Raw genomic sequence first — 14,533 nt, 5'->3', positions numbered from 1 at the left:
CGATGAGGCCAGTCAATGCACTGCAAAACTCAAATCAAACCACCGCCGCCCGCCGCTGCACGAACCGGTCAACATACTCATCCGCCGGCGAATGCAGGATCTCTCTTGGCGTGCCGACCTGAATCAGGCGGCCGTCCTTGAGAATCGCGATGCGGTTGCCGATGCGCACGGCCTCGTCGAGGTCGTGGGTGATGAAGACGATGGTCTTGTGCAGGGTCTTTTGCAGCTCCAGCAACTGGTCCTGCATCTCGGCGCGGATCAGCGGATCGAGCGCACTGAACGCTTCGTCCATCAGGATGATGTCGGTGTCCGCCGCCAGCGCGCGGGCCAGGCCGACACGCTGACGCATGCCGCCGGAGAGCTGATGCGGGTATTTGTTTTCGTAGCCCTTGAGACCCACGGTGTTGATCCAGTGCAGCGCGCGTTCGGCGCACAGTTGCTTGCTCTCGCCGCGCACTTTCAGGCCGTAGGCGACGTTCTCGATCACGGTCTTGTGCGGCAGCAGGCCGAAGCTCTGGAACACCATGCTGATCTTGTGCCGGCGAAATTCGCGCAGCGCTTCCATGTCGTATTGCAGGATATCTACGCCATCGACCAGGATCGCGCCGCTGGTGGGGTCGATCAGGCGATTGAAGTGGCGCACCAGCGTCGATTTGCCGGAACCGGACAGGCCCATGATCACGAAGATCTCGCCAGTGCCGATGCTCAGCGACAGGTCATTGACCCCGACCACACAACCGGTTTCGTTCAGCACCTGATCCTTGGTCTTGCCCTGGCCGACCATCGCCAGTGCGTCCTTGGCGCGGTTGCCGAAAATCTTGAAGACGTTTTTGACTTCGATCTTGCTCACGGTTGCGTTGTTCATTTGCTCACCTCATGCCGTGGCCGACCGTACGCCTGAGTAATGCGGTCGATGACCACTGCGAGAATCACGATCGCCAGACCGGCTTCGAGGCCGCGTCCGACGTTGAGGGTCTGAATGCCCACCAGTACGTCTTCACCCAGGCCACGGGCGCCGATCATCGAGGCGATTACCACCATCGACAGGGCCATCATCGTGGTCTGGTTGATCCCGGCCATGATGCTCGGCAGGGCCAGCGGCAGTTGCACACCGAACAGTTGCTGCCAGCGGTTGGCACCGAAGGCGTTGATCGCCTCCATCACTTCACCATCGACCTGGCGAATGCCCAGATCGGTCAGGCGGATCAACGGCGGCGCGGCATAGATCACCGTGGCGAAAATCGCCGGGACCTTGCCCAGGCCGAACAGCATCAGCACCGGAATCAGGTACACGAAGCTGGGCATGGTCTGCATGATGTCGAGCAGCGGCATCAGCACCGAACGCAGGCGATTGCTGCGCGCCGAGAGAATCCCCAGCGGAATGCCGATCAGCACCGAAATGATCGTCGCGACCATCATCAGCGCCAGCGTCTGCATGAGTTTGTCCCACAGGCCGACAGCGCCCACCAGGAACAGCAGACCGACGATGACGGCGGTGGTCACGACTTTACGCGTGGCGTGCCAGGCGACGACGCCAACGATCGCCAGCATCAACCACCACGGCGCGGCACGCAGCAGGCCTTCGAGGTTGACGATGGCCCACAGCAGCGTGTCGGAGATATGGCGGAACACATCACCATAATTGGTGACCAGCGAATCGACCCAACCGTTGACCCAGTCGGCGATGGAAAAGGTAAAGCTTTCGGGAAACATAAGCGGCTCTCAATCAGAAATCTCAATCAAGCGATGACGGCATATCTCCCGGCCAGCCTCACGGTTGACCGGGAGGTATCGACCTACAGCGCCGCGTCGATTTTCTTGGCTGCGTCGTCACTGACCCACGCGTGCCAGACCTCAGGATGTTCCTTGAGGAAGATTTTCGCCAGTTTTGGCGACTCGATACGTTCCTTCGCCATGCGGCCCAGGTTCTGGTTCAGCAGATCGATCGGCAGATTGACCTTCTCCAGCACGGCCACCAGTTCCGGCGCCTGTTCGTGGAAGGTTTTCGACAGACCGACCTTGATGCTCACGCTCTTGTCGACGCCCGGTTTTTCTTCAAGTTTGACCGCGTCGATCTGGCCCATCAGCGGGGTTGGCGACCAGTAGTAGAACAGGATCGGCTCGCCACGCTTGTAGCTCGACAGCACCGCCGCATCCAGCGCCGGGCCGGTGCCCGGACGGAAGTTGGTGTAGCTGTTTTCCAGGCCGTAGCTCTTGAGCATTTCGCTGTTGTCCAGCTCACAGGTCCAGCCCGCCGGGCAGTTGTAGAAACGGCCCTTGGACGGCTCTTCGGCGTCCTTGAAAATCGTCGCGTATTTGCCCAGATCGGCAATGTTTTTCAGGTCCGGGGCTTTTGCCTCGATCTTGCGTTTGGCGTCGCCTTCGATCACGTAGCGCGGCACGTACCAGCCTTCGATAGCGCCGACGATCGGGGCGCCGACACCGACGACTTTGCCGGCCTTCTCAGCCTTGTTCCAGACTTCGCTGCGGCCGACCCACTCTTCGGCGAACACTTGAATGTCGTTGCTGCTCAAGGCGTTCTCCATGGTGATGGAGTTGCCCGGCAGACTGTCGGTCTTGCAGTCGTAACCTTTCTCCAGCACCACTTGCAGCACGTCGGTCAGCAGCATGCCGCTTTCCCAGTTCAGGCCGGCGAATTTCACCGGTTTGCCGGATTCGCACCAGCCGGCAGCCTGGGTGGCGCCGGCACTGGCCAGCAGGCCCATGGACAGCAGTGTGGTGAGCAGGGTCTTGTTCGATTTCATTATTGCGACGCTCCTAATCATGAATTGGCTTACGGCAGTCAAGAGGCATCCAGCCCTGTCCACGTCCAATCAGGCCTGCGCCGCAGCGCGCCCGGCCCCACTTTTTTCAGGTTGTACAACACTGTTCTGCTCGAGCGGCAAAATCAGCTGATCAGGCACCGAGCCGTGCCATTTTTTTGCGCACAGGTAATACAGCGCGGCAGGCAGCACCAGGCCGATGATCCAGGAAATATCCACGTCACCGAGGGCAGCCACTAGCGGGCCGGTGTAGAACTTGGTGGAGATGAACGGCAGCTGCACCAGCACACCGAACACATAGACGCTGATCCCGAGCAGGTTCCAGCGGCCGTAGCGACCATTCGGATCGGCCAGCGCCGGTACGTCATAGCGTTCACGAGTGATGCAGTAGTAGTCGACCAGGTTGATCGCGCTCCATGGCGTGAAGAACGCCAGCAGAAACAGGATGAACGACTTGAACGCACCGAGGAACGAGTGCTGGCCAAGCAGTGCGATCAGGGTCGCCGCACCGACAATCACCAGCACGAACACCAGACGCTGCAGGCGCGAGACCGTCAGGTGCCCACGGAAGCCGCTGATGATCGTGGCGATGCACATGAAACTGCCGTACGAGTTCAACGTCGAGATGGTGACCTTGCCGAAGGCGATGCTGAAGTACAGCAGCGCCGCCGTGGCACCGGTGCCGCCCAGCCCGACGATGTAGGCCACTTCATGCCCGGCGAACTGGCCGTTGGCCGATGCCGCAGCGAACACGCCAAGGACCATCGCCACCTGCGCGCCGATGACCGAACCGGCGCCAGCGGCAAAGAAGGTTTTCACCGAGGAAACCTTGCTCGGCAAGTAACGCGAATAGTCCGCCACATACGGGCCGAAGGCGATCTGCCAGGACGCCGCGAGCGACACCGCCAGCAAGAAGCTGCTCCAGCTGAAGTGACGGATCTGCAACAGGGCGCCCACATCCACCTGACTCAGCAGACGGCTGAACAGATACACGAAGGCAATCACGCCGATGACACTGGCGACCCGCCCGATCCAGTGGATCACCCGATAACCGAGCACGGTGACCACCACGATGACACTGGCAAACAGCAGGATGCCGACGGTGTCGCTGACCCCGAATAACTGGCCCAGCGCCTGACCGGACAGCACGGTGCCGGTGGCGGTAAAGCCCAGGTACATCAGGCACACCAGCACGATCGGGATCGCCGCGCCATACACGCCGAACTGCACCCGGCTGGAAATCATCTGCGGCAAGCCAAGCTTCGGCCCTTGCGCCGCGTGCAGCGCCATCACGCCGCCGCCGAGCAGTTGACCGATCAACAGACCGATCAACGACCAGAACACATCACCGCCCAGCACCACGGCCAAGGCCCCGGTAACAATCGCGGTGATTTGCAGATTCGCACCCATCCACAGGGTGAACTGGCTCAACAGACGACCGTGTCTTTCCGCTTCCGGGATGTAGTCGATCGAACGCCTTTCGATCAACGGTTTGTTACCTGCACGATCGGGGGTTACAGCCATGATTCAACCTCTGTGGATTGTTTTGATTGTTCTCTCGAGCCTACTCGAACCCTTGTGGGAGCTGGCTTGCCAGCGATGACGTCGGCACCTTCAACATCAATTCCGGCAGTGCCACCGCTATCGCTGGCAAGCCAGCTCCCACAGGAATCTGTGTTACTTGCCGCCGGTAATCATCGGCAGGTTCAGCCCCTGCTCCTTGGCGCAGTCGATGGCGATCTGGTAACCAGCATCGGCGTGGCGCATGACACCGGTCGCCGGGTCGTTGTGCAGCACGCGCGCAATACGCTCGGCCGCTTCGTCAGTACCGTCGCAGACGATCACCATGCCCGAGTGCTGCGAGAAGCCCATGCCCACGCCACCACCGTGGTGCAGTGAGACCCAGGTCGCGCCGCTCGCGGTGTTCAGCAGCGCATTGAGCAGTGGCCAGTCGGACACGGCGTCGGAACCGTCCTGCATCGATTCGGTTTCGCGGTTCGGGCTAGCGACCGAGCCGGAGTCGAGGTGGTCGCGACCGATCACGATCGGTGCCGACAGCTCACCGCTGCGCACCATTTCGTTGAACGCCAGACCGAGCTTGGCACGCAGGCCCAGGCCGACCCAGCAGATACGTGCCGGCAGACCCTGGAAGCTGATGCGCTCGCGGGCCATGTCCAGCCAGTTGTGCAGGTGGGCGTCGTCCGGGATCAGCTCTTTGACTTTGGCGTCGGTCTTGAAGATGTCCTGCGGATCACCCGACAGCGCCGCCCAACGGAACGGGCCGATGCCACGGCAGAACAGTGGGCGAATGTAGGCCGGGACGAAGCCCGGGAAGTCGAACGCGTTTTCCACGCCTTCTTCCTGCGCCATCTGACGGATGTTGTTGCCGTAGTCGAAGGTCGGGATGCCTTGCTTCTGGAACGCCAGCATCGCTTTGACGTGGACCGCCATCGATTGCTTGGCGGCTTTGATCACGGCAGCCGGCTCGGTCTTGGCGCGGGCGCGGTACTCTTCCCAGGTCCAGCCCGCCGGCAGGTAGCCGTTCAGTGGGTCGTGGGCACTGGTCTGGTCGGTGACCATGTCCGGACGCACGCCGCGCTTGACCAGTTCCGGAAGGATTTCTGCGGCGTTACCCAGCAGGGCGATGGAGATCGCTTTGCCTTCGGCGGTGTATTTGGCGATGCGCGCCAAGGCGTCGTCGAGGTCTTTGGCTTGCTCGTCGACATAACGGCTTTTCAGGCGGAAATCGATGCTCACCTGCTGGCATTCGATGTTCAGCGAGCAGGCGCCAGCCAGAGTTGCAGCCAGCGGCTGAGCACCGCCCATGCCGCCCAGACCGGCGGTCAGGACCCACTTGCCTTTGAGGTTGTCGTTGTAGTGCTGACGACCGGCTTCGACGAAGGTTTCGTAGGTGCCCTGAACGATGCCCTGGCTGCCGATGTAGATCCAGCTGCCGGCGGTCATCTGGCCGTACATGGCCAGGCCTTTGGCGTCGAGTTCGTTGAAGTGTTCCCAGCTCGCCCAGTGCGGCACCAGGTTGGAGTTGGCGATCAGTACGCGCGGGGCGTTGCTGTGAGTCTTGAACACGCCGACCGGTTTGCCGGATTGCACCAGCAGGGTTTCGTCGTCGTTCAGATTGGTCAGGCTTTCGACGATCTTGTCGTAGCACTCCCAGTTACGCGCAGCGCGACCGATACCACCGTAGACCACCAGCTCTTTCGGGTTCTCGGCCACTTCCGGATCGAGGTTGTTCATCAGCATGCGCAGCGGCGCTTCGGTCAGCCAGCTCTTGGCGGTCAGCTTGTTGCCGCGTGCAGCGCGGATCTCGACGTCACGGTACTTAGTAGGTTTTGTGTCAGTCACGAAAAAGACTCCTCAGCGATCAATTCAAACCAACCCTGGCAGTGGGCAAGCAGCCTGTGCGCCTCAATGCGCGACAAGCGAATCAGTGGACGCTGCGGACTTATACGCATACGTCTTTACTTGTACATACAAGCATATGCAATCAAGCGGCCAACTCACTGAAGAGCCGTTCAAGAAAAATCGCGAACAGGTCTACAGAGCGCTGGAAACAAGGGTTGTGGCGTGGATGAAATTTTTTGCGGGGGAGAATTGAGGTCGCGGGGGATCGTTACGAACCCGTGGCTTTGCGCCACGCTGGGGCGTTCGGTAACAAGTTGGTGCGTGAAGGGAAACAGCTTGTGTGAATGCCATTGTGGCGAGGGAGCTTGCTCCCGCTGGAGGCCGAAGGACTCCCATTCCGGCGTTCACCGAAATGGGGCCGCTTCGCAGCCCAGCGGGAGCAAGCTCCCTCGCCACAATGTGTTTTACATGAGCAGGAAGATCAGCGTGCCGTCAGCTCGATCACGCAGCACGCGGCATTGACCGCGACTTCAACCAGACCGGTGTTACCGTCCAGCTGCAGGCAATCATGTCGGGCCAGTTGCGCAGTGTTGTCACCGACCTGCACTTGCAGCAGCTCGCTGACACTGAACACCAGCACCGTCGAGGCCGAGCTGAAAAACCGCTGTTCACCGTCCAGCCACTGCAAACGCGCGTGGTAACGCTGCGGTGCGTAAATCAGGTTGAAGTCGCGTATCGCGCCGCCGAGCAAGGTGCAGGACACCTGGCTTTCGCCGCTGAACGCAAACGGGTCCAGCGGTAACAATGGACGCGTGTCATCACCATCGACGCACAAGGTCATGCCGTCACCCTGCAATACCGTGATCACTCGCTGGTAACCGGCAAAGGTCGAGAAACCGCCCGACTCGGCAATGTCGGCAATCGACAGACGCCAGCCAAAACCATCCAGGCCAGCACCGGCGTCACGGGTGATCTCTTCGGTGCTGCCGCCGCCGTTTTTCCACGGCATGCGTGGGTAACCTTCGGCGCGTAAAACTTTCACTTCACTGCTCATTTATGAAAGCGTCCTTCCAGACGATGACGAGAACCGGGATGAATCAGGCGCGCCGCCGTCACCGGCTGACGGCCCGACCACGTACGACGACGGATCAACAGGCACGGCTCGCCTTTCTCGATCTGCAGCAACTTGCACTCGGACGGCTCGGCGAGGATCGCTTCGACCACGTGCTCGCCTTCAGTCAACGGCGCGACCTGGTTGAGATAGGCGTAAGGGGTTTGCAGGGTGAAATCCTGCTTGAGGTATTCCGGAGCGACCAGCGCGTTGACGAAACGGTCTTCGATTTGCACCGGGATGTCGTTTTCGTAATGCACGATCAGCGAATGGAAGACCTTCTGCCCTTCGCGCATGTCCAGCGCCAACGCGCGCTCGGAGCCGGCGGCCTCTTCTTCGAGGGTGATCACCTGACAGGTGTGGCGATGCCCACGGGAGGCAATTTCGTCGGCGATGTTGTGCACTTCGAACAGCGCAGACTGGCTCTTCGGTTCGGCGACGAACGTGCCGACACCTTGCATGCGCACCAGCAGGCCGTCGGCGGTCATTTCGCGCAGCGCGCGGTTGATGGTCATGCGGCTGAAACCGAGCTGGCTGACCAGTTCGCTTTCCGACGGCACGCGGTAGTGCGGTGGCCAGTTACCGCTGTCGATCTGCTGGGTGATCATCTGTTTGACGCGGGCGTACAAGGGCGCCGGACTGTCGCCCAGGTTCGCGGCCAACGGGGAGACTGGAGGCGGAGTCGGCACGGTGGATCCCTGTTCATTGGATGAAGGTTGCTAGCTTGCCGGAGTTTACCGGGCAGGCAAACGTCTGTATATGTATATACAAATAACACACGATGGGGTGCTGAACCATGTCCGCCTTCTTTGCCGAACGCGCGCTGCTGCCTAACGGATGGGCCAACCATGTACGTCTCGAAGTCAGTGCCGATGGCATGCTGACCCGAATCCAGGCCGATTCCACCGCAGATGGCGCCGAGCGGCTGAGCGGTCCGCTGCTGCCGGGCATGCCCAATCTGCATTCCCATGCCTTCCAACGCGCGATGGCGGGACTGGCCGAAGTGGCTGGCAATCCCAACGACAGCTTCTGGACCTGGCGCGACCTGATGTATCGCCTCGTCGGAAAAATCAGCCCGGAGCAGCTCGGCGTGATTGCCCGTCAGCTGTACATCGAAATGCTCAAGGCCGGTTACACCTCGGTTGCTGAATTCCACTATGTGCACCACGACAACAACGGTCAGCCGTATGCCGATCCGGCCGAACTGGCACTGCGCATCAGCCAGGCAGCGAGCGACAGCGGCATCGGTCTGACCCTGTTGCCGGTGCTTTACAGCCATTCCGGATTCGGCGGCCAAACGCCCAATGACGGGCAGCGCCGCTTTATCAACAGCACCGAAAACTATCTGAACCTGCAAGCGCGCCTGCAGCCGCTGCTGGCTCAGCAAAAAGCGCAATCGCTGGGGCTGTGCTTCCACTCGTTGCGCGCGGTCACCCCGCAACAGATCAGCGAAGTGCTGGCGGCGAGCGACAAGCAGTGCCCGGTGCACATCCACATCGCCGAACAGCAGAAGGAAGTCGATGACTGCCTGAGCTGGAGCGGTCGTCGGCCGCTGCAATGGCTCTATGAAAACACCGAAGTCGATCAGCGCTGGTGCCTGGTTCACGCCACCCACGCCAATCCCGAGGAAGTCACGCTGATGGCCAAGAGTCGCGCCATCGCCGGCCTGTGCCTGACCACTGAAGCGAATCTGGGCGACGGGATTTTCCCGGCGGTGGATTTCCTCGCCCAGGGCGGACGCATGGGCATCGGTTCCGACAGCCATGTGTCGCTCAGCGTGGTCGAGGAATTGCGTTGGCTGGAATACGGCCAGCGTCTGCGTGATCAGCGGCGCAACCGTTTGTATGGCGCGGATCAGCCGATGGTCGGGCGCACGTTGTATGACGCGGCGCTGGACGGCGGCGCCCAGGCGTTGGGGCAGCCGATTGGCGCGCTGGAAGTCGGCAAGCGTGCCGACTGGATTGTGCTCGATGGCAATGATCCGTATCTGGCCACGGCCAGTGGTGACGGGATTTTGAATCGCTGGTTGTTCGCTGGCGGTGACCGACAGGTGCGCGATGTATTGGTCAATGGCCAGTGGGTGGTGCGCGATGGCCGGCATGCAGGCGAAGAGGAAAGCGCACGCGCCTTCACCCAGGTACTGCGCGAACTTTTAGGCTGACACAAAACAAAAATGTGGGAGCGAGCCTGCTCGCGAAAGCGGTGTATCAGCAACATTTTCGTTAACTGACACACCCTCTTCGCGAGCAGGCTCGCTCCCACATTTGATTTGTGGTGGTCTTTAATTCGAAGTCTTCGCCATCTGCCGATCCGACGCTCGCCAGATCAGTCGCGTGGTGTCGTAACCCTGCTGACGCGCCTTGCTCAGCAACTCCTCACGCACCACACCGTTGACGGTCGGCGTGCGGGACAGCAACCACATGTACTTGCGGCTCGGGTCGCCGACGATGGCGGTCTTGTAGTCGTCGCTGACGTACAACACCCAGTATTCGCCTTTCGCCACTCCGGGAATCAAGCGCGAGAACCAGGTATCGAATTCGACCCACAACTTGTCGGTCTTGCCCGGCACCTGTGGATAAGCCTTGCCTTTGGCTTCTTCCCATTGCCAGTCGGCGGTCAGGCAGCGATTGAGCACGTCGACATTGCCGTCCGGCCTGAGCGAATAATGGGCTTCGGATTGCGCGCAGTTGCGCTGGAAGTACATCGGCAGGCGCGCCAGTTCATACCAGGTGCCCTGATAACGCTTGAGGTTGACACTGTGAGCCGTCTTGGGCGCCAGCGGATCTTCACCGTGAGTGGCGCAGCCGGCCAGTACCAGGCCGGCAAAAAGGACGAACAATAACCGCTTCATTATTTTTCTCCCGTGGGCGCTTGGCCCCGGTTTACTTCAGGCCTTGGCCAGAAAACATCAGCACTTTGTCACCGGCGTACTGCACGCTGATAAAGCTGTTTTTGTCGCCCCAGGTACAACTGGACATGCCGAGCGCACCCGAACAGTCGGTGGGTTTGCCGAGCAGCGTCTCAACTTCGGCCTTGGCCATGCCGGCCGAAAGCTTGGAATAGTTTTCCTGATTGACCTTGCTGCACGCGGCCAACAGCACGCAAAAAGTCAGAAGGGTGATAGATCGCAGCGACATGAAGTAACTCCTGGAGCGGAAGGGGGATGGCATGGTGCCAACCAGAAGCTTAGAAGAGAAAACCCTCATCTGGTTCCCTTCAGAAATGGCTATTTATCGCTCCGCTCGTCTGGCATTTATCGGCAAATCAGACACTTTCTGCGGCTATTGAGCATTTCGTCGCATTTCACCAAAGACGCCTAATCTTTGGCGCACAGCGGTCGAAATAAGAGCAGCGCAAAGCCCCCGAGTGTGGCAAATTGCCGCCCTTTCTCGACCAGCCCCTTCGCGGTAGTTCATTCGATGACCAGAAACATGAAATTCAGCCACAAGATCTTGTTGGCTGCCGCCCTCGTGGTGGCCGTTGCGTTCGCCTGTTTCATTTTGTTCAACGACTATCGACAACGCGAAGCCCTGAGCAGCAGCACAGAAGCCTCGATGCAGGAGCTGGGGAGTCTGACGACCAGCAACATCCAGACCTGGCTGGAAAGCCGCATCCAGTTGCTGCAATCGCTGTCGCAGCAGGTCGCCGCCGACGGCAGCGCGCCGGCCAGCCTCAAGCGCATCATCGACCTGCCCGCCTACACCGGCAATTTCCAGCTCAGCTATTTCGGCGGCGCTGACGGCGTAATGTTCTCGGTACCCGCCGGTAACCGTGCACCGGATTACGACCCGCGCGCCCGTGGCTGGTACAAGGCCGCCAACAGTGCGCAGCAGACCATCGTCACCGAACCCTACATCGCCGCTTCGTCGGGCAAACTGGTGATCACCGTCGCCACCCCGGTGCAGCGTCAAGGCCAGATGATCGGTGTGGCCGGCGCGGATATCGACCTGACCAGCGTCAGCGCGATCATCAACTCGCTCAACTTCGGTGGCCACGGCCATGCGTTCATCGTCAGCGCCGATGGCAAGATCCTGATTCACCCGGACAGCAAACTGGTGCTGAAAACCCTTGCCGAGGCTTATCCGAACGGTGCGCCGAAAGTCAGCCCGGGCCTGAAAGAAGTCGAATTCGACGGCAAGACCCAACTGATTTCGTTCACCCGCGTCAACGGCGTGCCATCAGCTGACTGGTACGTGGCGCTGGTGCTGGACAAGGACACCGCGTTCTCGATGCTCAGCGAATTCCGCACCTCGGCGCTGATCGCCATGGTGATCGCCGTGGTGATCATCATCGCCCTGCTCGGCATGCTGATCCGCGTGCTGATGCAACCGCTGCTGACCATGGGTCGCGCCATGCATGACATCGCCGAAGGCGAAGGCGACCTGACCAAGCGTCTGGTGATCCACGGCCACGACGAGTTCGGCGCGCTGGGTCTGTCGTTCAACCGCTTCGTCGAGCGTATTCATACCTCAATCCGCGAAGTGTCGTCGGCCACCGGGCAAGTCAACGAAGTCGCCTTGCGTGTGGTCGCGGCCTCGAACTCGTCGATGTACAACTCCGACCAGCAGGCCAGTCGCACCAACAGCGTGGCCGCGGCGATCAACCAGCTCGGCGCTGCCGCCCAGGAAATCGCCCAGAACGCCGCCCTCGCCTCGCAGCACTCCAGCGATGCGCGCAGCCTGGCGGTCGACGGCCAGCAGGTTGTGGATAAAACCATTCACGCGATGCAGCAGTTGTCGGCAAAAATCAGCGACTCCTGCGGCAACATCGAAACCCTCAATAGCAACACGGTGAACATCGGCCAGATTCTGGAAGTGATCACCAGCATCTCGCAGCAGACCAACCTGCTGGCACTCAACGCCGCCATCGAAGCGGCCCGCGCCGGTGAGGCTGGCCGAGGTTTCGCCGTGGTCGCTGACGAAGTGCGCAACCTCGCACACCGCACCCAGGACTCGGCGCAGCAAGTGCAAAAGATGATCGAAGAACTGCAAGTCGGCGCACGTCAGGCCGTGAGCATCATGACCGAGAGCCAGCGCGAGAGCGAAAGCAGCGTCGGCATCGCCAACCAGGCCGGCGAACGCCTGGGCAGCGTGACCCAGCGCATCGGCGAGATCGACGGGATGAACCAGTCGGTGGCTACCGCGACAGAGGAGCAGACCGCTGTGGTCGAGTCGATCAACGTCGACATCAACGAGATCAACACGCTGAATCAGGAAGGTGTCGAGAACTTGCAGGCAACCTTGCGTGCTTGCTCGGATCTGGAGCAGCAGGCAGCGCGTCTCAAGCAATTGGTCGGCAGCTTCCGCATTTAAAGCGCTGCCACTGACCCCTTCGCGAGCAGGCTCGCTCCCACATTGGAATGCATTTCAACTGTGGGAGCGAGCCTGCTCGCGAAGCGGGATTCAGCCGCAGTGAAGATTTAGAACCTGGAACCTGGCTCAGAAAGAAACACCAACTCCTCAGCCGTCGACTCCCGCCCCAACACCGCATTGCGATGCGGAAACCGGCCAAACCGTGCAATCACCTTCTGATGCCGCTCGGCATAGTCCAGGTTATCGGCAAACACCGCCCGCTCGGCTTCCGGCTGTTCAGCTACCAGATCGATAAAACGCGAAACGGCTTCGTTCTGCACCGCGAGGTTTTCGCAGTGTTCGAACACCAGATAAATGAATACCCGCTGAATCGGCTTCAGTTGCCGGTCGAAGTCCGCCGCAATGCCCTGCGCGACAAGTTTCTGCGCACGCAGATCACCCGAGAATGCTTTGGGCGTGTCGCGAAAGATCATGCGCGGCAGTTGATCAAGCAGCAGCACCAGCGCCAGCCAACCTTCGGGAAGTTGCGTCCACTCGGCCAATTCGCCAGCGAGGGCCTGATCGACAAAGACCCCGAAACGCTCACGCGCTTCGAGGTCTTGACTGTCTTTCTTGCCGAACCACAACTTGCCCTTGTCAGCCGCAATCTCGTCCGGTGATTCGGCATGTCCGAACCACCAATCGAGCAACGGCTGCCAGGGCGCAGTCATGGTTTATTCCTTGTGGTAAGCCGTGGCGCGGGCGACTTCTTCTTTCGAGCCGAGGAACACCGCTACGCGCTGGTGCAGGCCTTCCGGCTGAATGTCGAGGATGCGCTGGTGACCGTCGGTGGACGCGCCGCCGGCCTGTTCCACCAGGAACGACATCGGGTTGGCTTCGTACATCAGACGCAGTTTGCCCGGTTTGGATGGCTCACGGCTGTCGCGTGGGTACATGAACAGACCGCCACGGGTCAGGATGCGGTGCACATCGGCCACCATCGCGGCGACCCAGCGCATGTTGTAGTTCTTCTTCAGCGGGCCTTCTTCACCGGCCAGCAGTTCGCTGACGTAGCGTTGTACCGGGGCTTCCCAGTGGCGCTGGTTGGACATGTTGATCGCGAATTCCTGGGTGGTTTCAGGAATGGTGATGTCTTCGTGGGTCAGCACGAAGCTGCCCATTTCGCGGTCGAGGGTGAAGCCTTTGACGCCGTCGCCCAGGGTCAGTACCAGCATGGTCTGCGGGCCGTAGATCGCGTAACCGGCAGCAACCTGCTGGGTGCCTGGCTGCAGAAAGGCTTTTTCGTTCAGCGGCTCGTTCTGGCTCAGGTATTCGTTCGGGCAGCGCAGTACCGAGAAGATGGTGCCAACCGGGGCGTTGATGTCGATGTTCGACGAGCCGTCCAGTGGGTCGAAGACCAGCAGGTAAGCGCCTTTCGGGTATTTGCCGGGGATCTGGTAGGCATTGTCCATTTCTTCGGACGCCATGCCGGCCAGGTGACCGCCCCATTCGTTGGCTTCGAGCAGGATCTCGTTCGACAGCACGTCGAGTTTCTTCTGCACTTCGCCTTGGACGTTTTCAGTGCCCATGCTGCCCAGAACACCGCCCAGGGCGCCTTTGGACACGGCGTGGCTGATCTCTTTGCAGGCACGCGCCACCACTTCGATCAGGAAGCGCAGATCGGCAGGAGTGTTATTGCTGCGGGTCTGCTCAATCAAATAGCGACTCAGGGTAACGCGGGACATGGACGGCTCCGGTGGAATGGGGGGCTAAAAACCCGCGCAGTTTACAGGGAGTCTGAAAACCTAGCGAGCGAAGACGCCCGGTAACGTGCGTTGGGGCGCAATTGCTTGTATCAGACGTGATCGGGTCGAGAGAGTTCAGGCACCGGATTGAGCGTAGTCCGGTTCGGGACGGATGGTGGCTGGGTTGATAGCGACAGTTTGAGAATTTTTGTTGATTGATCGGCCGTCATCGCTGGCAAG

The 14,533-nt window shown here is 60.4% G+C and carries 13 protein-coding genes and 1 pseudogene; 3 read left to right on the top strand and 11 right to left on the bottom strand.

Features of this window, described 5'->3' with window-relative positions:
• Positions 1-34: 34 nt before the first annotated feature.
• The 7 genes from OC71_RS16655 to hutC form a co-directional block, all read right to left on the bottom strand.
• Complete coding sequence (locus OC71_RS16655) at positions 35-865, bottom strand: glycine betaine/L-proline ABC transporter ATP-binding protein (RefSeq protein ID WP_047601084.1); 831 nt, start codon at positions 863-865, stop codon at positions 35-37.
• Positions 862-1,713, bottom strand: coding sequence for a proline/glycine betaine ABC transporter permease (locus OC71_RS16650; protein WP_007949591.1), 852 nt, complete (start codon positions 1,711-1,713; stop codon positions 862-864). The genes OC71_RS16655 and OC71_RS16650 overlap by 4 nt, the downstream gene beginning before the upstream one ends.
• Before the next feature lie 83 nt (positions 1,714-1,796).
• Positions 1,797-2,765, bottom strand: coding sequence for an ABC transporter substrate-binding protein (locus tag OC71_RS16645; protein ID WP_041071468.1), 969 nt, complete (start codon positions 2,763-2,765; stop codon positions 1,797-1,799).
• A 69-nt stretch (positions 2,766-2,834) separates the two neighbouring features.
• Positions 2,835-4,307, bottom strand: a complete 1,473-nt coding sequence (locus OC71_RS16640; protein ID WP_041071465.1) for a cytosine permease — start codon at positions 4,305-4,307, stop codon at positions 2,835-2,837.
• Positions 4,308-4,460: 153 nt separating this feature from the next.
• Positions 4,461-6,146 carry a urocanate hydratase gene (gene hutU / locus OC71_RS16635; protein ID WP_041071463.1) on the bottom strand — a complete coding sequence of 562 codons (1,686 nt, stop codon included), beginning with the start codon at positions 6,144-6,146 and terminating at the stop codon, positions 4,461-4,463.
• 481 nt (positions 6,147-6,627) lie between these two features.
• Positions 6,628-7,200, bottom strand: a complete 573-nt coding sequence (locus OC71_RS16630) for a HutD family protein (RefSeq protein WP_041071461.1) — start codon at positions 7,198-7,200, stop codon at positions 6,628-6,630.
• Positions 7,197-7,865, bottom strand: coding sequence for a histidine utilization repressor (hutC, locus tag OC71_RS16625; RefSeq protein ID WP_230679353.1), 669 nt, complete (start codon positions 7,863-7,865; stop codon positions 7,197-7,199). Before hutC ends, OC71_RS16630 begins: the two co-directional genes overlap by 4 nt.
• A 188-nt stretch (positions 7,866-8,053) precedes the next feature.
• Here hutC and OC71_RS16620 point away from each other — a divergent pair, with 188 nt between their 5' ends.
• Complete coding sequence (locus tag OC71_RS16620) at positions 8,054-9,418, top strand: formimidoylglutamate deiminase (protein ID WP_041071457.1); 1,365 nt, start codon at positions 8,054-8,056, stop codon at positions 9,416-9,418.
• Positions 9,419-9,538: 120 nt separating this feature from the next.
• On the opposite strand, the gene OC71_RS16615 is transcribed toward OC71_RS16620, so the two are convergent.
• The gene (locus OC71_RS16615) at positions 9,539-10,108 is read right to left on the bottom strand and encodes a lipocalin family protein (protein WP_041071454.1); all 570 of its coding nucleotides are present in this window, start codon (positions 10,106-10,108) and stop codon (positions 9,539-9,541) included.
• Positions 10,109-10,139: 31 nt separating this feature from the next.
• Positions 10,140-10,394 carry a lipoprotein gene (locus tag OC71_RS16610; protein ID WP_041071451.1) on the bottom strand — a complete coding sequence of 85 codons (255 nt, stop codon included), beginning with the start codon at positions 10,392-10,394 and terminating at the stop codon, positions 10,140-10,142.
• A gap of 282 nt (positions 10,395-10,676) precedes the next feature.
• Between OC71_RS16610 and OC71_RS28775 the strand changes: the two are divergent.
• Positions 10,677-11,711: pseudogene (locus OC71_RS28775) on the top strand (sensor histidine kinase); the annotation flags it as partial.
• Between the two features lie 93 nt (positions 11,712-11,804).
• Positions 11,805-12,569, top strand: coding sequence for a methyl-accepting chemotaxis protein (locus OC71_RS28770; RefSeq protein ID WP_371260421.1), 765 nt, complete (start codon positions 11,805-11,807; stop codon positions 12,567-12,569).
• Between the two features lie 107 nt (positions 12,570-12,676).
• Here OC71_RS28770 and OC71_RS16600 read toward each other — a convergent pair whose 3' ends face one another.
• A complete protein-coding gene (locus OC71_RS16600) occupies positions 12,677-13,279 on the bottom strand; it encodes a DUF924 family protein (RefSeq protein ID WP_041071448.1) in 603 nt (200 codons plus the stop codon).
• 3 nt (positions 13,280-13,282) lie between these two features.
• Positions 13,283-14,293: a class 1 fructose-bisphosphatase gene (locus tag OC71_RS16595; RefSeq protein WP_007961744.1), complete on the bottom strand. Its 1,011-nt coding sequence runs from the start codon at positions 14,291-14,293 to the stop codon at positions 13,283-13,285.
• Positions 14,294-14,533: the final 240 nt, after the last annotated feature.

It is taken from the genome of Pseudomonas sp. W15Feb9B (assembly GCF_000828175.1).
Lineage (GTDB): Bacteria > Pseudomonadota > Gammaproteobacteria > Pseudomonadales > Pseudomonadaceae > Aquipseudomonas > Aquipseudomonas parakoreensis.
Note: the sequence above shows the minus strand (reverse complement) of the source record. Positions and strands in the feature narration are given on the sequence as shown.